Source organism: Microvirga thermotolerans, from assembly GCF_009363855.1.
Lineage (GTDB): Bacteria > Pseudomonadota > Alphaproteobacteria > Rhizobiales > Beijerinckiaceae > Microvirga > Microvirga thermotolerans.
On record NZ_CP045423.1, the window covers coordinates 3,432,996 to 3,451,167 of the forward strand.

An 18,172-nucleotide genomic window follows, 5' to 3' on the forward strand; every position below is an offset into this window, starting at 1 on the left:
CTACTCTGCCGACATATGATAAATGCCGGCGGAATAGGTTCCGTCCGATTCCGCGCTCTGGATCGCATCAGAAATGATGGCAGCAACTTCCTGAACGGCCCGGAGATTCATTTCAAGGACGGCGTGATTCTGCTCGAGCTTCGCCTTGAGGCCATGGATTCGATCCGTAAGATCATTCGACACCGGTCCGTCCTGCAGATGCCGGACGAGGCGCGTCAACTCCAGAAGGCTTTGGCTTTTCCGGCGATTGAACTCCTGATGATCGATGGCGACATGCGCGAGAAGAGCGGCCGTCTCGGCTTCGATGGTCTCTTCAAGACGCTCCAGGGACTTCATGAGAACAGTCACGGATTTGCCTCTCTCTTTCTTGGACATTGGTCCTGGCCCGTGTTGGATAGCATCATCCCTCTGTCGCGGACACAGATCCCGAAGCTGAATTCTGCCCGGCGCCAGACGCTCCATGGCTACCGGAGGACCGCATGGCAAGCATTCTCGACGCAATTCCTATGCCGCCAGCCCTTGCGATCTGAGCTCCAATCTGTTCGGCCATCATCGAGCGCCAGACGCTTCCGGCCGTGCCCTTTCCGAAGCTGACATCGGAATCCTTCGGCAACATCGATTCAATGAAGCTCTGAAGAATGAAGGCCTCGAATTGCTGGTAGGCGGATCCGACTTTGCCATGACCGGACAGTGCAGTCTGGTTCCGGGATGCCATCTGCACCATGTAGGGATCCCGTACTGCGAGCCCTCCCGGTTGCGACAGGGACTTCATCACGTCGGCAAACTCGGTTGCATCCGCGCCCGCAGCCAGATCCATCAATCGCCGGCTTGCAGCCTGGAGCTTGACCGGATCAGCTGCCCGGGCAACGTCCTGCACGATATCTGAGGGTGGGCTGATCCCCATCAGTTTCCCTTGTTCGTCTTCACGGGAGCCTATCAATAACGACTTTAGCTTACGGGAGGCTTGCATCCTTCCTTGCGGTCAAGACGTCCAGAAGACGCAAGTAGTCGCCCCTTTCGGCGTCCCGGCGATGCTCGATGCGCAATCGGTCGACGGCCCGCTCCATTCGCTTGACCTTCTTCCCCCGGTCGAGAGCGATCTCGCTCTGGCGTTCTTGCAGCTCCTTGACCTGCGCTTCCTCGGCGGCGAGCTGCTGCAGCCTTTTCGCCCTCGCCTCCAGGAAGAGGCCATAAAGCGTCTCGTCGTCGTTCAGAATTCCGATGAGAGAAGACTGTGCCTCCTGCAGTTCAACCGCTTTCTGCTGAAGGCGGGCAAGCTTCCATTTCTCGATATCGTGAAGCTGCCGCTGGAGCTTCAAGAGACGCTTGGTCTTGTCGAGCCGATGTTCCATCGAATCCTCATCCGTGGCTCAACCATGACGCGAACGCGTCCATGAACAGGAGCATGAACTCTCTGAAAAGAAAGTAAAGCAGCAGCACCCCACCCAGCAACACAAACGGTGTTGCCAGAAAGTACACAGGAATTGTCGGTGTCAGCTTGTTCGTGATTCCAACGGCAAGATTGACGATAATCGAATAGATGATGAAAGGGCTGCTGATCCGCAGGGCAATCAGGAAAGCTGCCGAGACTTGGTCGGCGATCTGCACGAGTGCCAGCCGCGCACCGAACGATTCTCCAGGAGGGAGTCTGGAATAGGATGCAATCAGGCCTCGGAAGAGTTCCCAATGCAGATCGGCCATGAAAATGAGCGCCGTTGCCACCATCATGATCAAGGTACCGATGGCAGGCAGCGATTCCGCATCGTCGACGGGCGGCCCGGCGAGGCCGCCGAAGCCGATCGCCATGGCGATGGCTGTCGACAGCGTCTGGAGCGCGAGGAAGAAAATGCGCCCGAGAAAGCCGATCAGAAGCCCTGTCACGCTTTCGGAAAAGATCCACAGCAGGGTCGTGACGGGAGCCTGTCCCTTAATCCCTGCTCCGAATTTCTCGACCAGCAGCGGGGAAACCGCAAGACTCACGGCAAGCGCAATGAACAACCGCACCTGCGGTGGCACACGCGCGCTCGAGAAGCCGGGAACGACAAGGAGGCAGCCTCCCACACGGCAAAAGATCAAGAAAACCGCGAGGAAGGTTTCCTGCGTGATGACGCTCACGAGATCGTTCCAAGTGACTTGATCTCGACACCCCGTGCAATTTCCAGATGGGATAGAACAGGGAGCGTCGCGAAAAGCCGCTCGATGATCATACGGACATAGGGACGTGCATCCGGTGCTGTCACCAGTGCGAAGGTATGCACCTCCTTCATGCGCTTCTTGATCGCCTCGGACGCCTCGGTACCGAACTGCTCAACCAAGCGCGGGTCGATATCGAACTCGATCACATCGCCTTTCGCATCACGCTTGAGGCTCTGATGGAAGACCAAATCCCACCTGTTCCCCAGGCGGAGGACGTTCAGCACACCGCCTTCGGCAAGATCTCCACATATCTGCTGCGCAATCCTCATTCTGACGTGCTCGACGACCTGCTCGGAGCGGCGTGCATGGGGTGCAATCTCGGCAATGGCTTCCAGAATGAGGTGCAGATTGCGAATGGAGACGCGCTCCGCCAAAAGGAGCTTCAGAACGGCCTGAAGGCCTGAGTACGAAATCTGCGAGGGACAGATGTCGTCGATGAGCTTCTTGTATTCAGGGTCCAGGCGGTCGAGGAGGGCACGCATGTCCTTATAGGACAGGAGCTGAGGCAGGTTATTGCGAATGACCTCGCTCAGATGCGTGAGAAGGACAGAGTTGCTGTCGACAGGGCTGAACCCTCCCCGCTTCACTTCGCTGGCGTAGGCATCCGATATCCACATGGCCTTCATCCCGAAGGCCGGCTCCCGGATCTCGTCGCCAGGAACGTCAGGTTTCGGCCCGTCGCCGATGACCACGAGGAGTTCGCCCGGGCGCGTCTCCTGAGTGGCGACGACAGTCCCGTGAATCTTCACCTGGTAGCTCTTCGGTGGAATCGTCAGGCTGTCGGACAGCTTGATATCGGGAACGACGAAACCGTATTGCTGCGCGAATTTGCGCCGCATCTTGCTGACACGGTGTGCCAGTTCGCTGTGCGAACTGAGAAGCTGGACCGCCAGGTGCTTGCCGAGGCACAGTTCGATCTCGGCCGTCTTGAGCGATTCCTTCACGGAGTCCTTTGCCTCGACCCGGGTCTTCTCCTCGCTTGCAGCGACCTTGGCCCTTTCGGCCTCGCGCTGCTCGGCAAGACGTTTCGGGATCGTATAAGCGACGAAGCCCATAAGGCAGCCCAATCCCATGAAGGGCACAAGCGGCAACCCTGGAACGAGGGCAAAGATGAACATGAGCGATGCAGCGACGACGAGCGCCCGCGGATAGGCACCCAGCTGGCCCATCACGGCCTGCTCCGCAGTTCCCCGCGTTCCGCCTTTCGACACAAGCAAGCCAGCGGCCAGGGATACGACGAGAGCGGGAATCTGGGCCACCAAGCCGTCGCCGACGGAAAGCTTGGTGAATACGTCCGCGGCATGGGACAACGTCATGCCGTGACGGGTGACGCCGATGATGATTCCGCCGAAGATGTTCACGGCAATCGTGATCAGGCTCGCGACAGCCTCGCCGCGCACGAACTTGGAGGCACCGTCCATCGAGCCGAAGAAGGCGCTCTCCTCTTCGAGCTCCCGACGCCTGCGCTGAGCCTCCTTGTCATCGATCAGTCCGGCCGAGAGGTCGGCATCGATCGCCATCTGCTTGCCGGGGATGGCATCGAGGGTGAAGCGCGCCCCAACCTCGGCGATACGCGTCGCGCCCTTGGTAATGACCAGGAAATTGACCGTGATGAGAATGATGAAAACGACAATTCCGATGACGAAATCGCCGCTCATCACGAATTGCGAGAACCCGTAGATCACATGACCGGCGGCGGAGACGCCTTCATGCCCTTTGGCCAGGATCAGGCGCGTCGTGGCAATGCCGAGCGACAATCGCAACAAAGTTGCGATAAGAAGAACCGTCGGAAAAGAGGAGAACTCCAGGGGCTTCTGAATCCAGAGTGCCACCATGAGTATCAGAACCGAAAATGCGATCGACAGGGCAAGGCCCATGTCGATCACCACTGCGGGGATGGGAAGGAAAAGGATCGCCAGGATCGCGACGATGCCGCCGGCGAAGGCGATGTCTCTGCTCTTGGCTCGCTCTGGGGCTACAGCGTCGATGACGGCCATGCGGCTCGAATCCACCTTGGTCTCTCACCGGTAGGACTCGGCCAGGAAGCTTGCGCGGGGCTCTCTTCCCAAGAAAATATAGGTGAGCTGGGATCGCTTCCAACAGGAAGAATGCCGTCAGAATCCCGTTTCGATCCGAGCGTAGACCTGTTCGGTAAAGGCAAAGATCTGGGATCCGATGAAGGATCCCGTTAGAAGAGTCACCAGCAGGATGGCAATGATCTTCGGTATGAACGTGAGCGTGACCTCCTGAATCTGAGTGAGCGCCTGTACAAGAGCGATGATGATGCCCACCGCCATAGCTGCGGCTACGGCCGGCCCTGCACCGATGATGATGGTCCAGATCGCGGAGCGGACGAGTTCCAGTGCGTCGACTTCGTTCATGTCAGCTGATCACGATACCAGGGCCGACAAGGAGTTCCTTTCCATTGACGAGCTTGGCGACGGCCCCTTCATTGGTGATGCGTACGGATTCAACTTCGCCGGATATCGAACCGTCAGCTGAAGTTACGGTCCGGCCGATGACACTGTCCGCCTGCGAGAGAGTGGATGAGGAGAGCAGGGCATCGAGCTTGTTGTTGCCGATCATGGTCTGCTCCACCTGCGAAAACGTTGCGAGCTGGGCCATGTAATCTGTCGACTTCATCGGAGCCGTCGGATCCTGGTTCCGCATCTGCTCGAGGAGGAGCTTCAGGAATGTGTTGTAATTTACACTCGCGGCGGACGCGTTCGTGCTCTGGCCAGCGGATTTCCGGCTGGTATTGGTCGCATTGGCCATCATGATGCTGTTGACGTCCATCTCTTTTCTCCTCGACTAGAGCGGATTGCGCTTCGATGGAATCGCACTCCGCTCAGAAGCTCTTGGTTTGCCGCATTTTCGGACAGAGAACCGGTTCCCACTTCTCCTGAAAATGCTCTAAGCAGCCCGCGGAGGTGGAGATGAGACGCTTGCGGACAGAACGGCGCTTTCCACCGGGTAAAGCCCTCTGATGATCTTAAGAGCATCGAATGGGCGCCCTGCGTCCACCATCTCCGCGACGCTCTTCAGCCCCTGCGTGATTTCAGGATTCGTGAATGACTCCAAGGTTGCGGTAAACAGATCCCTGAAGACGGCAAGGGCTTTGTCTGCGCTGCTCGGGTCGATGAGGATTGCCTGCACGACAAAGTAGAGCTGCCGCAGAGGCGTCGTTGCGTCGTCGACCTGGAGAACATGGTTCTCCAAGAGGAAGGTAGCATCGTTCAGAAGCTCGATGGAGACCTTGCGGTCGACGCGCAGGACTGCACCGTTGATGAAGATTCGCTCGCCGGCTCTCAGGGACAGGTGCATGGATCTGCTCATTTGAGACCGTCGCGGATCATGGTGTTGATTTCGATCAGGGCATTGAAGTTCCTTGACTCTCCCTGACGAACGAGATCGGCCTCTTTCATGATCCATAGCCCGATGGAGACGAGTTGTGCCCTGAGCGCCTCCGGCAGCCCGTTTTCAGGACTCATGAGATCCTCAATCAGAACAGTCCACAGTCGCTGCACGAATGTCACCGCTTCAGAGCGCTCGTTCGCGGATGCATCCGTCCTATTCGCAGTCTTCAGGAGATCGATGGCATGGTCGAACGCCATTCTCTCCCTCTCCCGGCAGCCATCGGAGGCATCTTCGAGAATCTCGGCATATGAAAAACGATACATCGTACACCTTGCTGCTATCGGAGATAACTGAGGAGGCTCAACTGCCGCAACTGGGCCGTGAGTGAATAGGACATCTGGATTTGGGTCGTCAGAGCGTCGACTCGGGTTTTGGCCTCCGCCGGATCGACCTCCTCCAACTGCCCGATATGCTGGTCGATGATCTTTCGCTGAAGATCCATGCGATCATTGGCATTCTTGACCTTCGTCTCGGCGTCTCCGAGCCTGGCCTGGATCTTCACGAGGTCGTTCGTTGCCTCACCAAGGATCTTCATGACCTTGTCCACGATGACCTGCTGGGTCTCCGTCCGCATTGCGGCGATACCTAGATCGGATGCAATGGTGTAGGCCTTGGCGAGCTTGCGCATCGCCTCCTCGTTGGCATTCGTCGAGGTCTCGATTGTCTCCGTTGTCGAGATCTTGCTCTCAATATTGCGATCCGCTGCACTGGACCAGTCGCTCCAGCCCGGACCGTCGAACAAATCGTTGAATGCCGGACTTTCCAGGAACGCCTTCATGTCGCTGGCCGAAATAGCAAAGACGGCCGGATCGCTCTGCGTAACGCCGAAAGCGGAAAGAAAAGCTCCGTCGACAGCCGCCTTCGCCGGAGAACCTGAAACATAGTCGCTGACCGGCTTCTGCTGCGTGTTGGTTCCTGCAAACAGATACTGGCCGCCGCTGGACTTGTTGAGCTCCGCGGTCAATGCCTTGAGATTGAGAGCGGCACTGTCTCTGACAGTTTCTGCCCCACGTTCGAGCGGCGGGAGCGACAGGAGTGAGTTCAGATAGGTTTCGGCCGCGCTCCGAATGTTGTTGAGAGCAGTCTTCGTCACGTTCAGGCGAAGGGATACGGTCCCGTTGCCATCGATCACCGCATCGAGTTCCGCTCGTTCCTGCCGGAGAGAGATCCCCTGTCCTGTCCGGTACCCAAGTTCGAGCCCGACATCGGCAAACCGCCCTGTCGCGATCTCCTTGTTGGCTTTCGCGAGATCCGCCTGCATGCGGGTCAAGGCGCTTCGAGGTGAATTCCAAAGGCTAGCGGTTGAGATAAATGCCGTTTTCATAGCCTTAACGCACTGCATTGAGGAGGGTTTGCAGCATCTCGTCAACGACCGAAATGAGTTTGGCAGATGCCGAGTATGATTTCTCGAGTTGCAGCATCAACGCCGTCTCGTCGTCCATATTCACACCGGTCGCGTTGGAGAGGGCTTCAGATGCATGGCTCAAAAGTGTCATCTGGTAGTCGACATTGGTCGATGCGGTTTTGCGATTGCCTTCAAGCCATCCTGCCGAGGAAACTGCAAAGTTCGCCACGCTTGCCATATCTCCGATCCCGAGCGCCGGGTTGAAAGACCTGTCAGCGTTCAGATTCTCTCCAAGCTTGTACAAGCGGTCAGCGAATCCGGCATTGGAGCCGGTGGGAACTCCCGGATTCTCGATGAAATCCGGACCATTCGCCCCGCCGTCACGCAGAAGGTCGAGCGTGCCGCCTTTGGAGGGATCGATAGCAGGGTTGACCGTGATGATACCTGCGAGTCCAGAGACAGCCTGACTTGCAGGGACATCCCACCCGAGCGGCATGTCGGATGTTCCCGACTGGGCGAAGAGGCCCGCCTTGAACAGTGTTGGGTCAACTTTGCTTTGCTCGGAGAAGGCTGCGATCAGAGCCTCGGCCACTTCGTCGAGCTGTTTCTGGTAGATGACCGCATCCCGATCGCGCGTCTGGATCAGTCCGACGAGACGTCCCGAATTGAGGGGCATCGGACCGGGCCCGGTTACCGGAACGCCGTCGATGACGACCTGTGACCCGACGGTGCTTGCATTGTAGGTGTTAGTCGGCGAAAACTCCACCCTTCTCGGGATCTTCTCGAACAGCGGCACTCCGCTGTCGGTATAGATCGCCATATCGTTGTTCTCCCGGGTGACGGCGCTGATCCCCATCTCCTCGGAAAGCTGAGCCAAGATATGGTCGCGCGTATCGAGTTCGTCGCTTACATCAGCACCTGAGGCCGTTCCTTTGACAATCGCATCGTTGACCGTCTTGAATTGTGCCAGGAGACCATTCACGCGCGAGACGGACTCTGCAATACCGGCATCGGCCTCCTGACGAGTCTTCTGAATTGTTGCCGTAGCGCTGTTGAGCGTCGTGACGAGCTCACTGGCTCTGGTGACAACGGCCTGCGCGAGAATAGGGTCATCCGGCTTCTTCGCATAGAGTTCCAGTGCCGCGTTGAGAGCGCCGATGCGACCAGCCGAAGACTGGTTGAGACTGGCATCTCCAACCGTTTCCTTGAGTTTGTTGATTCCGCTCAAGACGGCCTGCTGCTTCGCGGTGTCCGACGTTGTATCCAGCATCTTGTAGAATAAGGCCGTGTCGGCAGCTCGCTTGACGACGACGCGCGCCGCCCCACCGCCCGTGACAAGCGTCGCAATTTTTCGCGAATATGTCGGATCGGAAGCCCCCGCCGTGTTCCTCGAAACGACGGCCATCTGGGATGACGATGCCAGAATTGATGAGCGCGCCGTGTTGAGCGCCAGCGACAGACCCATTTGCCGAACTCCTTAATCGAACGATGCCCTAGACGCCATTGTCAGCGCTTCAGGTTCATAAGGACATCGAGAAGCTCGGATCCTGTCTGGAAGACTTTGGAATTTGCCGTATAACCGGTTTGAGCTTCGATCATGGCCGTCAGTTCGGTTCCAATGTCGACGTTGGACTGCTCGAGCGCACCGACCGAAATCGTCCCTCGCCCGCCCTGCCCGGCGAACCCAACCTGGATTCCTCCAGAATCGATGCTGGCTTCATATACGTTCCCTGCGCGCGGGGTGAGGTTGTCAGGGCTCGGGACATCCGCCAGGGGAATTTTATAGGCGGCAATGCGAGTACCATCTTCGTAAACGGCAAAGACCGTTCCGTCAGGCCCGAACTCCGCTCCCTTGACGGCCGTCGGCGCATTGCCGTCCGCTGTTCCTTTAACGTCGTACGTGCCGGCGAGCTGGGTCATGCCTTTGAGGTCAAGAACGAAACCTGTCTTGCCGTTTGGAATGTCGAAAGTCAGCGAACTCGTTCCTGTCAACTGGCCCATAGCGTCGAATGTCAGCGTCGCCGTTCCTCCGGGAATCGGCGTTCCGGGTAGCGTCGGCGTCGCAGCGGAATCGAATACGGCGATCTCCCATTGACCACTCGTTGGCGGGACGGCAAGCGGATCCGCATCCGCCACCTTGGTCATGTAGATATCGAGCTTCACCTTGTTGCCGACATTGTCGTATGTCACGAGAGACGACTTCTTGGTGTATGTCGTACCCGTCGCCGTGCCAGGCCGATCGGCGGCAGGAACGACTGTCGCGTCGTACGGCAGATTGCCGGTGAACGTTCCTTCGCTGGAGGGACGCGCCTGCATCGCCATGGAGGAAATGTTCACTGGCTCCAGCCCATCCAGACTGTTGAGTGCGACGGCCGGATCGCCGTTGCCTAGCTTGTAGCCCATGAGCTTGAAGCCCGCAGCATTGTAGAGATTCCCGCTGGGGCCATCGACGACGAAGTTGCCAGCCCGCGTCAGGTAGGGAGTCCCGGCTCCATCGGAGACGACGAAGAAACCGCTGCCGGAAATTGCCAAGTCGCTTCCGGATGTCGTGTAGGAGATCGGACCTTGGTCCGCGATCGAGTAGCGCACCGTGGTCGTCACGGCACCTGAGTTGTAGGCACCGTTGCCTGACGAGAGGATCAGCGAAGAGAACTCTGTCGAAGCGCGCTTGTAGCCCGACGTGCTCGCGTTCTGAATATTCTCCGCCACTGTCCCAAGCTTGTTCGATTGGGCATTCATTCCAGAGACGCCAGTACGGAGAACACCATAGAGACTCATGCTAGGCTCCAACAGATAAGGGTAGCAGCTTCAGTAAAGGGCCAATGGCTTGTGTGAGGCTGGCTTTGCGGAGAACGGAGGCAAATATTCTCCGACTGCGACGAGGGACGCCTTACTGACGCAAGAACTGGGCGAGCTCCATGAAAGCGTCGCTGCTTGAAGGCATCGAAGGATCCTGACGCAGCGCATCGTAGATCTTCGGCACCATTGCGACCGCTTGGTCGAGTTCGGAATCCGTTCCCGGCTGATAGCCGCCCATCAGCCGCAAATCCCGCGTGTCCTCGAAACGGGCAATCAGCATTTTCAGTCTGCGGACGAGCTCTTTCTGCTCGGAAGTCCATACATGGTCGGATAGGCGGGAGATGGAGCCCAGCACGTTAATGGCCGGATACCGGCCTTGATCGGCAATGGCACGGTCGAGAACGATATGGCCGTCGAGAGTGCCGCGGATGCTGTCCGCGACCGGATCGTTGTGATCGTCGCCATCCACGAGGACGGAGAAGATTCCGGAGATGGCCCCCTTTCCTTCGACTCCAGGGCCAGCCCGCTCCAGGAGGCGCGGCAGATCGCTGAATACACTTGGCGGGTATCCGCGCGCCACCGCCGGCTCGCCGGCTGCAAGCGCGACGTCGCGTGCGGCGTGGGCAAAGCGAGTGACAGAATCGACAATGAGAAGAACGGACTCGCCCAAATCTCGGAAGTACTCCGCAATGCTCAAGGCAGTTTTCGGCGCCTGGCGCCGCATCATCGGACTCTCATCACCTGTTGCAACGACAGTAATCGACCGATGGCGGTTCGCCAGGATCGGCCCCTCCAAGAACTCACGGACCTCCCGCCCTCGCTCGCCGACAAGTGCTATTACCACGGTGTCAAAGCCGGTACACCGGGCAAGCATCGACAAAAGGGTCGACTTTCCAACGCCCGATCCTGCAAAAATGCCGATCCTTTGCCCGGCACAGATTGGCGTAAAGAGATCGATGGCACGCACGCCGGTCCTCAAGGGCCTGTCGACCCGTGACCGTGTCATTGCCGCAGGCGGCTCATTATCCAGGGGCATTGCACGCTCGCCAGGCACAAGCGGCCCGAGGGCATCGATCGGCTCTCCAAGCGCATTGATCACCCGTCCCTTCCAACTGGAGTGTGGGCACAAGCCCGCATCTCCCAGGCGATATGCGTAGGTTCCAACGGTGGCGTCGATACGTCCGTCGAATGGTTTCACCGTAATGCCTGCATCGTCGACCCGGACGACCTCGCCAATCCGTACGCCTTCATCGCATTCAAGACCGATACGATCGCCAAGTTTGACAAAGGAAGAAATGCCGGCGACACGGTAAAAGCTCGGCGTTACCTCGCGGACCAACCCTCCAACGACAACCTTCGGCAGCGTTCGCAAGCCGTCAAAGATCACTTTCTCCAGACGGTCGAGTCTCTCCATCCCGCTTTGCCTCCGACTTGAGCTGTCCATTAGATCCGGCCGCGCCACGTGTCTCGCACGTGACGCGCAGGCGCCGAGACATGGCAACTCTTCAGGTTCGAGCCTGCGATGTCTTTAAGTACCGGGACCAAGCGTCCGGATAGCACTCATCAGCGACGACTCGGTTTCCGAAACGGCTGCGGCGGCATTGTCGAAGGTTCTTGAAATCATGATTAGCTTTGTCAGCTCCATGACCGGATTAACATTCGATCCCTCGGCATATCCCCGTTGGACGCTGACGGCCGTAAAGTCCTGAACGACAGTCGCAGGCAAGCTGGATTTCACGCCCGAGCTTCCATAGCGCGTAAGTTGGCTTCTGCTGTCCAGCTTAAAGAGGCCGAGAGCGCCGATCTGGTTATTCCGCTGGTGGATCATGCCATCGCGACCGATGGTGGGCTCGCCATCCTGGGGATTGAGAAGAATCGGCGCTCCACCCGGATCGAGAACTGCATAGCCGTCCATGGTTTGCAGCTCGCCAGTCTCGCTCATCTTCATTCGTCCATCTCGGGTGTAGACAATCCCGGACGGCGTGCTGACCGAGAGCCAGGCGTCGCCCTGTATAGCAACGTCCAGCGGATTGTCCGTCCTGGTGACTGCCCCTGGACGGCGAGACGTATAGGTCTCTCCTGACGACGCAAAGGCAACACCTCCGAGCCCGGCCTGGGATAGAACGGTCTCGAACTTGACCTCCTCTGCCCTGTATCCTCCGGTGTTTATGTTAGCGATGTTGTTTGCGACCGTATTGAGCCGCTTCTCAAGGGCGACTTGCGCAGACAGCGCCACATAGAGGGATGACTGCATCTTTAGGTATCGCTATATTTGACACGCTGAAGGCTCATTAGCATCTCGACATTCATCCCAGCCGATGCGGATGAACCTGTGAAAAGGGTTAGAACCGGTGACGATGCAGCATTGTTCTTGGCATCCCACATGGTCGTGAAGCGTTGTAGAAAGCGCTTCACCTTTTCAGGGTCGCTGAGACTGTCGATGTCGAGCTTGTGCTCGATCATGGCGGCTTGAGCATCGATTCCGCCCCCTGATGCCGTCTCTGGGATGTTCAACGCCGTCTGAACGACTTGCAGCAGCGCAGGATCGGCCAGAATGTCATAGGGGCTGTTGATGCCAGGTGCCTTGCGTTCGAAATAGAGGGCCAGTCGCACACCCGCATCCTCCTGCCCGGCCGAAATCTCGAGGGATTGTCGAATGTAATTGTCGACCGTTCCCTGGCGCGCCCGCTCGAAGGTGGTTGTCGTCTCGCCATAGGTCTTGAAGTCGAAGACTTTTGCAAATTCCTTGTAGCGCTCGTCCGCCAGTCTATTGGCGAAGCTGCTTTTGTCCGACACGCCTTCTGTCAGTACCTTCCGCATGAAAGCCTTGGCATAGGTCATGTCTTCGAGGCCATAGGCCTTCATCGCAAATGCATAGAGGCGGTGATTGCCCAGAAAGTCGTCGATAGACTTAACCTTCTCGATATTTTCGAGGTAGTATTTGACCTCACGGGCGGTAACGGGCTCTGCAGCGACACGCGCCAGAGACTTCTGGATGTCTCTGGAGATCAGCTGATAGTTCGTGAATGTCGTCATCATGGCAGATCCCTCTAACTGGAACGCTAGAGCTGCTAGCTTGCCCGAACCTTTCCTTCCCCTTTCCAGCTTCGCGCAAGCCTCTCCTTCTAAATCCGTCTTGTCATAGTCCTATTTGAGGCTGGATCATTGGGCGTCGCTATCGGATTGTTAATTGCCATCGGGTCCCTGTTTGGCGGTTTCGCCGCGATGGGAGGGCATTTGGCCGTCATCTGGCAGCCATGGGAATTCGTGATCATCGGCGGCATCGCCGTCGGCACCTATATTGTAGCCAACCCGATGTCGGTTGTGGCCGATACAGGACGAGCCTCGGTGGAGGCGATTCTCGGCACGGTTCCCAAGAGACCGAAATACCTCGCACTTCTCGGATTGCTATATGCCCTCATGCGGGAGCTCCGGTCGAAACCTCGCAACGAGGTCGAAAGCCATATCGACGACCCGCAGAACTCGAGTATCTTCGAGAACTTTCCCGAGATCCAGAAAGACCCTGAGCTGACACTCTTCATCTGCGACTATGTTCGCCTCATCATCATCGGGAATGCCAGGCCTCACGAAATCGAGGCCTTGATGGACGAGGAAATCGCGACGCTGAGGCGCGACAAGCTCAAGCCTTATATGACGATTACGACGGTTGCCGAGGCCTTGCCGGCCCTTGGAATCGTTGCTGCCGTCCTTGGCATCGTCAAGGCGATGGGCGCACTGGATCAGTCGCCTCAGCTTCTGGGGGGCCTGATCGGTGCAGCTCTCGTAGGCACTTTTGCGGGCATTTTTCTGTCCTATGCCATCCTCTCGCCCCTCGCACAGAAAATCAAATCGACCCGCGAGAAGCAGTGCCGGGTCTATGTCATCGTGAAACAGACCCTTCTCGCCTCGTTGAATGGAGCCCTTCCTCAGATTGCCGTCGAACACGGCCGGAAGGCGATCTCGGCCGCGGATCGCCCTACGATCGATGAAGTCGAGGCAGCAACGATCTCCGGCGGCTCGAAAGCCGAGGTTGAGCAGAAGGAGGCCGCTTGACCATGAATGCCTCTCATAACGTGAACGATATCCGCGACCGACTCCTGGACGCGGCTGGCCTCTCGCTTGATCGCTTGCCGATGCTCCATGTGATCTTCGATCGCATGGCGACGCATTGCGCGGATCACCTGCGCCATCTCGCAGCTTCTCCGATGTATTATTCCCTCAGCAGCATCGAAAGCGGACGCATTGGAGACGTACTGGAAATGTACGAAGCCAATGCCATTGCAGGCGTCTTTCATGCTCCCGAGTGGGACAGCCATGTCCTTGTCGGTTTCGATCGGGACTTCGTCTTCACGATGGTGGAGGTCCTGCTTGGCTCGGACGGCTCCGAGCCGCCGGTGGACGAGGAGCGCGGCTTTTCTAATATTGAGCTGCGTATCGCACAGGCCATCTTCGAGCAGGTTGGCAAGGCCCTGCAGGCCTCCTTTGCCCTTGTGGCCGATACGCCGTTCAAGTTCGAACGCCTCGAGACGCGTATGGACTTTGCGGTCATCGGTCGTCGCAACAACCAGTCGGTCGTCGCCAAGTTCCTTCTTCAGGCGCTCAACCGTGGCGGCGAGATGTTCGTCATCATCCCGCAATCCGTGCTGAATCCGATGCGGCAATCCCTGGCTCGCGTCCTCTCCGGCGACTCGTCAGCGCGCGATCCACGTTGGACGAAACAGATTGCGAGCGAGGTCAAACGCACAGAGGTTACGCTCAAGGCCGTCTTGGAAGAACGCTACTTGACCCTTGGCGAGATCGCAGATCTGAAGGTCGGGCAGGTCCTGGAGCTCCAGGCAACGCCCAGGAGCAGGGTGAAGCTCGAAGGGAACGACCAGCCACTCTTCTGGTGTCATGTCGGCAAGGCAGATGGCTCATATGTGCTACGCGTCGACGACTTTATCGATCAGGAGCAGGAGTTCATGGATGACGTCCTTACTCGTTAATTCCGCTCTTTTTCTGGCACTGGTAATCACGAGCATCTGCGTCGTCACCATGTACCTCAAGCTCAAGCGCCTCGACTCTTATCAGGTTGAGTACAAGCGCGTCTTCGACCAGACGGCCGAGGCTCTTACGTCTGCAGGCGAGGCGATCCGGATGCTGAACGAGGACGGAAAGGATGTCCTCCAGAGGCTTGAGCAGCGCATCGCCGAGGCCAGGACGGCGATCTCGGCGCTGAAGCAGACAGGCTCGGAAGATAAAGAGGCCGGCTCGCAATCGGCCACGCGAAGGAATCCATGAAGGATTCTCGTTCTCTCAATGCAGGGACTCGGGACTGACGCGCCCCTCAACCCGGCGAATGGGCTTCTGGTTCCTGAGAGCCCGAAGCATGTTTCGAACATGAAGTTCACCATTGAATACTAGGAGCACACCCATGTCGGAGAAGATAAAGACCCCCCAGGATGAGGGCACCTGGCATGATGAAGCCCTTTTTGCCAAATCGGGTTCGACAGCGGCGGACTTCGACTCTCGGGAGGAAAGAATCGGGAGCACCAAGAATCTCGAGTCGATCCTTCGCATCCAGGTCCTAATCCAGGTTGTTTTGGGATCGGCGACAATGCCTGTCGCTAACCTCATGAAGCTAGGTCGGGGCGCGATCATCCCTCTTGATCATAGGGTTGGCGAGCCCGTCGATGTGGTCGTAAACGGACGCGTCATCGCACGAGGCGAGGTCGTCGTCGTTGAAGACGACAACTCCCGCTTCGGTGTTTCGCTGACTGAAATTGTCGGTCCGTCAAGCTCTGAATTCAGCAACTAATCCGGATCCTCCGAAATGGTGGCGCGTTCGCCGGTCAAGTCCAGTTCTGGCGCGAGACCCCTCCAGGGCGTAGATCGTGTGGCCACGCTTCTCCTCGCGATGGGGAAGCCTGCAGCCGGGCGGCTTCTGAAGCATTTCAGTGCCGAGGAGATCAAGCTGATCACGCGCTCGGCCGCCGAACTGGGACCGATTTCGCCTGCGCAGCTCGAAACGCTGGTCGAGGAATTTGCCACCCAGTTCTCCAACGGCTCAAGCCTCTTCGGGACCGCGAGCGAGGTGGAGAAGCTGCTGAGCGGGGTGCTCCCCCCTGAGCAGATCGCCGAGTTGATGACGGATGTTCTCGGGAACTCGAACCGGTCGATCTGGGATCGGATTTCCAATGTATCCGAGACCGTTCTTGCAACCTATCTGATGAAGGAGCATCCACAAACGGCAGCCCTGATCCTATCGAAGGTAAAGCCTGCCTGTGCGGCGAAGGTCATGGGACATTTGCCGACGCCGCTGCGCAACAGTCTCATGCGGCGGATGCTGACGTTCAAGCCGATCGTCGACGAAACGATGCGGCACATCGAGAAAACGATTCATGAAGACTTCATGATCAACTTCTCGCGCAATATGGGCGCAGACACGCACGCCAAGATGGCGGACATCATCAACAAGATGGAGCGCGACCACATGGAAGACGTGCTCCAGAGCCTCAGCGAAGTGCGCCCGAAGTCGGCAGAGATCCTCAAAGGCCTGCTGTTCACGTTCGACGACATCGTCGGCCTCACGCCGAGAGCCAGAACGGCCCTCTTCGACCAGATCCCCAACGACCGCGTCGTGCTGGCCCTCAAAGGGACGGAGGAATCGTTCCGCAATGTTATTCTGAGTTCTCTTGCTTCTCGCGTTCGGCGCATCGTCGAGCACGAGTTGAACAACAAGGAACCAGCATCGCAGCGGGACGTCCTCGAAGCCCGACGCGCCATTACGGACCTTGCCCTTGAAATGGCAGGGCGTGGCGAAATCGAACTCAATCCCGACAATGACGGCGATACCTATTTCCGCTAGGCCGAGAAGACTCCCATGGCCGACGCGGAAGACAAAGAAAGCAAAACAGAACCAGCAACCGACAAGAAAATTCGCGATGCCATAGAGAAAGGCAACATTCCAGTCTCGAAGGAACTGCCTGTTTTCTCCTCAATCGTCGCATTGCTCATCATTCTTGTCTTCATCACAAAACAGAATGCGGCAAATCTGATCGGCAAACTTTCAATTTTCCTGGACGACCCCCGAAAATTCTCTCTCGTCACCGGAGGCGATGCAACGCTGCTGATCCAGTCGCTCGCACTGGAGGTCGGCCGCTTCCTCACCCCGATCATCGTCGTTCTGACCTTGACGGGTCTTACGTCCTCGATCCTCCAGAACCTGCCGCAGGTTGTCTACGAAAGGATTCGTCCTCAATGGTCGCGCATATCGCCCATGGCTGGCTGGAGCCGAATCTTCGGGAAATCCGGCTTCGTCGAATTTCTCAAGGCTGTTTTTAAATTCTTCACGATTGCCATTGTTTGTCTTCTTCTTCTGAAATCAGAGCAATACAAGGTCGTGAACGCCATGTTCAGTGATCCGAGTCTCGTCCCGGAAATGATCCTGACGATGGCTATCCGACTGGTCTCGGCGGTCAGCATCGCGACCATCGTTCTCGTCGCCGGCGACTTGATCTGGGCGCGGTTCCGCTGGCACCGCGACCTGCGCATGTCCCGCCAGGAGATCAAAGACGAATTCAAGCAGATGGAGGGAGATCCTCTGATCAAATCGAGACTGCGCTCGCTTGCCCAGGACCGCGCTCGGCGGCGAATGCTTGCGGCCGTGCCGCGAGCAACCGTTGTGATCGCCAATCCAACACATTATGCTATCGCCCTGCGTTACGATAGGCAGGAGACCAGCGCTCCTGTCGTCCTTGCCAAGGGAACCGATCTCATTGCTCTGAAGATCCGTGAGACGGCGGAAAAGCATGGAGTACCTGTCGTGGAAGATAAGGCTCTTGCAAGGTCCATGTATGATCATGTCGAAGTGGATCGCATGATTCCGCCCGATTTCTACCGGGCCGTTGCCCAGATTCTGTTCTATATCTTTACGAGATCGAAGTGAGTCCGAAAGAGAAAGAATTTGATACGAGCCGAGCGGCGTCAGAGGCCGAACTTCTGCCTTACGAAAAGCTCCTCGCTTATAATATCAAGGATGTCGTCGGAGAAATTTGTCTGGTCGATGCCAGCATATTGATATCATATATCATAGATAATAAGCACGCTAACATTCATGATATTATTGAATCTTCGGCTGAACTTTTTTTCAAGGAAGGAACCTTGACGTATGGCCACGGAGCCGAGGTGAATTTCGAATGGGGCAAGGCTCCTGCCGTAATCCTGGATATGGAGTTCATCCATTCGGCAGCGACGGTTTTTTTCAAGCTGGTATTACACGGCTACTACGTCGGCGTGCAGATTCAGCGGATCCTCCTCAGCACAAAGACCGGAGACTCCGAGCAGGATCTCAAATGCTTCGAAGAAGCATTGGCCAATGCACGGATCAAGCCGGTCACGTCCATTCTTTGATAAGTACGCGTACGCCTCTTCAGG

The 18,172-nt window shown here is 57.4% G+C and carries 22 protein-coding genes; 7 read left to right on the forward strand and 15 right to left on the reverse strand.

What is annotated here, in order from left to right:
- The 15 genes from GDR74_RS16275 to GDR74_RS16345 form a co-directional block, all read right to left on the reverse strand.
- On the reverse strand, positions 1–348 hold the full coding sequence (locus GDR74_RS16275; RefSeq protein WP_246179680.1) for a flagellar protein FlgN: 348 nt from the start codon (positions 346–348) through the stop codon (positions 1–3).
- A gap of 52 nt (positions 349–400) precedes the next feature.
- A complete protein-coding gene (locus GDR74_RS16280) occupies positions 401–970 on the reverse strand; it encodes a rod-binding protein (RefSeq protein ID WP_246179682.1) in 570 nt (189 codons plus the stop codon).
- Complete coding sequence (locus GDR74_RS16285; protein ID WP_152587279.1) at positions 954–1,352, reverse strand: hypothetical protein; 399 nt, start codon at positions 1,350–1,352, stop codon at positions 954–956. Before GDR74_RS16285 ends, GDR74_RS16280 begins: the two co-directional genes overlap by 17 nt.
- A gap of 7 nt (positions 1,353–1,359) precedes the next feature.
- Positions 1,360–2,115, reverse strand: a complete 756-nt coding sequence (gene fliR / locus GDR74_RS16290) for a flagellar biosynthesis protein FliR (protein ID WP_152587280.1) — start codon at positions 2,113–2,115, stop codon at positions 1,360–1,362.
- Positions 2,112–4,193 carry a flagellar biosynthesis protein FlhA gene (flhA, locus tag GDR74_RS16295; protein ID WP_152587281.1) on the reverse strand — a complete coding sequence of 694 codons (2,082 nt, stop codon included), beginning with the start codon at positions 4,191–4,193 and terminating at the stop codon, positions 2,112–2,114. Before flhA ends, fliR begins: the two co-directional genes overlap by 4 nt.
- 117 nt (positions 4,194–4,310) lie before the next feature.
- A complete protein-coding gene (gene fliQ / locus GDR74_RS16300) occupies positions 4,311–4,577 on the reverse strand; it encodes a flagellar biosynthesis protein FliQ (protein WP_152587282.1) in 267 nt (88 codons plus the stop codon).
- Position 4,578: 1 nt separating this feature from the next.
- Complete coding sequence (gene flgD / locus GDR74_RS16305) at positions 4,579–4,992, reverse strand: flagellar hook assembly protein FlgD (protein WP_152587283.1); 414 nt, start codon at positions 4,990–4,992, stop codon at positions 4,579–4,581.
- 117 nt (positions 4,993–5,109) lie between these two features.
- Positions 5,110–5,532: a flagellar biosynthesis repressor FlbT gene (gene flbT, locus GDR74_RS16310; protein ID WP_152587284.1), complete on the reverse strand. Its 423-nt coding sequence runs from the start codon at positions 5,530–5,532 to the stop codon at positions 5,110–5,112.
- On the reverse strand, positions 5,529–5,876 hold the full coding sequence (gene flaF / locus GDR74_RS16315; protein ID WP_152587285.1) for a flagellar biosynthesis regulator FlaF: 348 nt from the start codon (positions 5,874–5,876) through the stop codon (positions 5,529–5,531). The genes flbT and flaF overlap by 4 nt, the downstream gene beginning before the upstream one ends.
- A gap of 14 nt (positions 5,877–5,890) precedes the next feature.
- Positions 5,891–6,955 (reverse strand): flagellar hook-associated family protein, encoded by a 1,065-nt coding sequence (locus tag GDR74_RS16320; protein WP_152587286.1) that lies wholly within the window; start codon positions 6,953–6,955, stop codon positions 5,891–5,893.
- Positions 6,942–8,423 (reverse strand): flagellar hook-associated protein FlgK, encoded by a 1,482-nt coding sequence (flgK, locus tag GDR74_RS16325; RefSeq protein ID WP_152587287.1) that lies wholly within the window; start codon positions 8,421–8,423, stop codon positions 6,942–6,944. The genes GDR74_RS16320 and flgK overlap by 14 nt, the downstream gene beginning before the upstream one ends.
- 41 nt (positions 8,424–8,464) lie before the next feature.
- A complete protein-coding gene (locus GDR74_RS16330) occupies positions 8,465–9,736 on the reverse strand; it encodes a flagellar hook protein FlgE (protein WP_152587288.1) in 1,272 nt (423 codons plus the stop codon).
- 112 nt (positions 9,737–9,848) lie between these two features.
- A complete protein-coding gene (gene fliI, locus GDR74_RS16335) occupies positions 9,849–11,171 on the reverse strand; it encodes a flagellar protein export ATPase FliI (RefSeq protein ID WP_152587289.1) in 1,323 nt (440 codons plus the stop codon).
- Between the two features lie 114 nt (positions 11,172–11,285).
- A complete protein-coding gene (flgF, locus tag GDR74_RS16340; protein ID WP_152587290.1) occupies positions 11,286–12,011 on the reverse strand; it encodes a flagellar basal-body rod protein FlgF in 726 nt (241 codons plus the stop codon).
- 2 nt (positions 12,012–12,013) lie between these two features.
- The gene (locus GDR74_RS16345) at positions 12,014–12,796 is read right to left on the reverse strand and encodes a DUF1217 domain-containing protein (RefSeq protein ID WP_152587291.1); all 783 of its coding nucleotides are present in this window, start codon (positions 12,794–12,796) and stop codon (positions 12,014–12,016) included.
- 126 nt (positions 12,797–12,922) lie between these two features.
- On the opposite strand from GDR74_RS16345, the gene motA reads away from it, so the two are divergent.
- The 7 genes from motA (at position 12,923) to GDR74_RS16380 (ending at position 18,148) form a co-directional block, all read left to right on the forward strand.
- Positions 12,923–13,810 carry a flagellar motor stator protein MotA gene (gene motA / locus GDR74_RS16350; RefSeq protein ID WP_152587292.1) on the forward strand — a complete coding sequence of 296 codons (888 nt, stop codon included), beginning with the start codon at positions 12,923–12,925 and terminating at the stop codon, positions 13,808–13,810.
- A 2-nt stretch (positions 13,811–13,812) separates the two neighbouring features.
- Entirely contained in the window at positions 13,813–14,742 is a 930-nt protein-coding gene (locus GDR74_RS16355; protein WP_152587824.1) for a flagellar motor switch protein FliM, read from the forward strand.
- Positions 14,723–15,037 carry a hypothetical protein gene (locus GDR74_RS16360; protein ID WP_152587293.1) on the forward strand — a complete coding sequence of 105 codons (315 nt, stop codon included), beginning with the start codon at positions 14,723–14,725 and terminating at the stop codon, positions 15,035–15,037. Before GDR74_RS16355 ends, GDR74_RS16360 begins: the two co-directional genes overlap by 20 nt.
- Before the next feature lie 133 nt (positions 15,038–15,170).
- The gene (gene fliN, locus GDR74_RS16365; protein WP_152587294.1) at positions 15,171–15,554 is read left to right on the forward strand and encodes a flagellar motor switch protein FliN; all 384 of its coding nucleotides are present in this window, start codon (positions 15,171–15,173) and stop codon (positions 15,552–15,554) included.
- Positions 15,555–15,569: 15 nt separating this feature from the next.
- Entirely contained in the window at positions 15,570–16,604 is a 1,035-nt protein-coding gene (locus GDR74_RS16370) for a flagellar motor switch protein FliG (protein WP_152587295.1), read from the forward strand.
- Positions 16,605–16,619: 15 nt separating this feature from the next.
- Complete coding sequence (flhB, locus tag GDR74_RS16375) at positions 16,620–17,684, forward strand: flagellar biosynthesis protein FlhB (protein ID WP_152587296.1); 1,065 nt, start codon at positions 16,620–16,622, stop codon at positions 17,682–17,684.
- Positions 17,681–18,148, forward strand: a complete 468-nt coding sequence (locus tag GDR74_RS16380; RefSeq protein WP_246179686.1) for a hypothetical protein — start codon at positions 17,681–17,683, stop codon at positions 18,146–18,148. The genes flhB and GDR74_RS16380 overlap by 4 nt, the downstream gene beginning before the upstream one ends.
- Positions 18,149–18,172: the final 24 nt, after the last annotated feature.

Excerpts from the sequence above, each read along its gene's own strand:
- GDR74_RS16280 (WP_246179682.1), bottom strand. The coding sequence starts at position 970 with ATGCAAGCCTCCCGTAAGCTAAAGTCGTTATTGATAGGCTCCCGTGAA.
- GDR74_RS16285 (WP_152587279.1), bottom strand. The coding sequence starts at position 1,352 with ATGGAACATCGGCTCGACAAGACCAAGCGTCTCTTGAAGCTCCAGCGG.
- flhA (WP_152587281.1), bottom strand. The coding sequence starts at position 4,193 with ATGGCCGTCATCGACGCTGTAGCCCCAGAGCGAGCCAAGAGCAGAGAC.
- fliQ (WP_152587282.1), bottom strand. The coding sequence starts at position 4,577 with ATGAACGAAGTCGACGCACTGGAACTCGTCCGCTCCGCGATCTGGACC.
- flgD (WP_152587283.1), bottom strand. The coding sequence starts at position 4,992 with ATGGACGTCAACAGCATCATGATGGCCAATGCGACCAATACCAGCCGG.
- flbT (WP_152587284.1), bottom strand. The coding sequence starts at position 5,532 with ATGAGCAGATCCATGCACCTGTCCCTGAGAGCCGGCGAGCGAATCTTC.
- flaF (WP_152587285.1), bottom strand. The coding sequence starts at position 5,876 with ATGTATCGTTTTTCATATGCCGAGATTCTCGAAGATGCCTCCGATGGC.
- GDR74_RS16320 (WP_152587286.1), bottom strand. The coding sequence starts at position 6,955 with ATGCAGTGCGTTAAGGCTATGAAAACGGCATTTATCTCAACCGCTAGC.
- flgK (WP_152587287.1), bottom strand. The coding sequence starts at position 8,423 with ATGGGTCTGTCGCTGGCGCTCAACACGGCGCGCTCATCAATTCTGGCA.
- GDR74_RS16330 (WP_152587288.1), bottom strand. The coding sequence starts at position 9,736 with ATGAGTCTCTATGGTGTTCTCCGTACTGGCGTCTCTGGAATGAATGCC.
- fliI (WP_152587289.1), bottom strand. The coding sequence starts at position 11,171 with ATGGAGAGACTCGACCGTCTGGAGAAAGTGATCTTTGACGGCTTGCGA.
- flgF (WP_152587290.1), bottom strand. The coding sequence starts at position 12,011 with ATGCAGTCATCCCTCTATGTGGCGCTGTCTGCGCAAGTCGCCCTTGAG.
- GDR74_RS16345 (WP_152587291.1), bottom strand. The coding sequence starts at position 12,796 with ATGATGACGACATTCACGAACTATCAGCTGATCTCCAGAGACATCCAG.
- GDR74_RS16355 (WP_152587824.1), top strand. The coding sequence starts at position 13,813 with ATGAATGCCTCTCATAACGTGAACGATATCCGCGACCGACTCCTGGAC.
- GDR74_RS16360 (WP_152587293.1), top strand. The coding sequence starts at position 14,723 with ATGACGTCCTTACTCGTTAATTCCGCTCTTTTTCTGGCACTGGTAATC.
- fliN (WP_152587294.1), top strand. The coding sequence starts at position 15,171 with ATGTCGGAGAAGATAAAGACCCCCCAGGATGAGGGCACCTGGCATGAT.
- GDR74_RS16370 (WP_152587295.1), top strand. The coding sequence starts at position 15,570 with ATGGTGGCGCGTTCGCCGGTCAAGTCCAGTTCTGGCGCGAGACCCCTC.
- flhB (WP_152587296.1), top strand. The coding sequence starts at position 16,620 with ATGGCCGACGCGGAAGACAAAGAAAGCAAAACAGAACCAGCAACCGAC.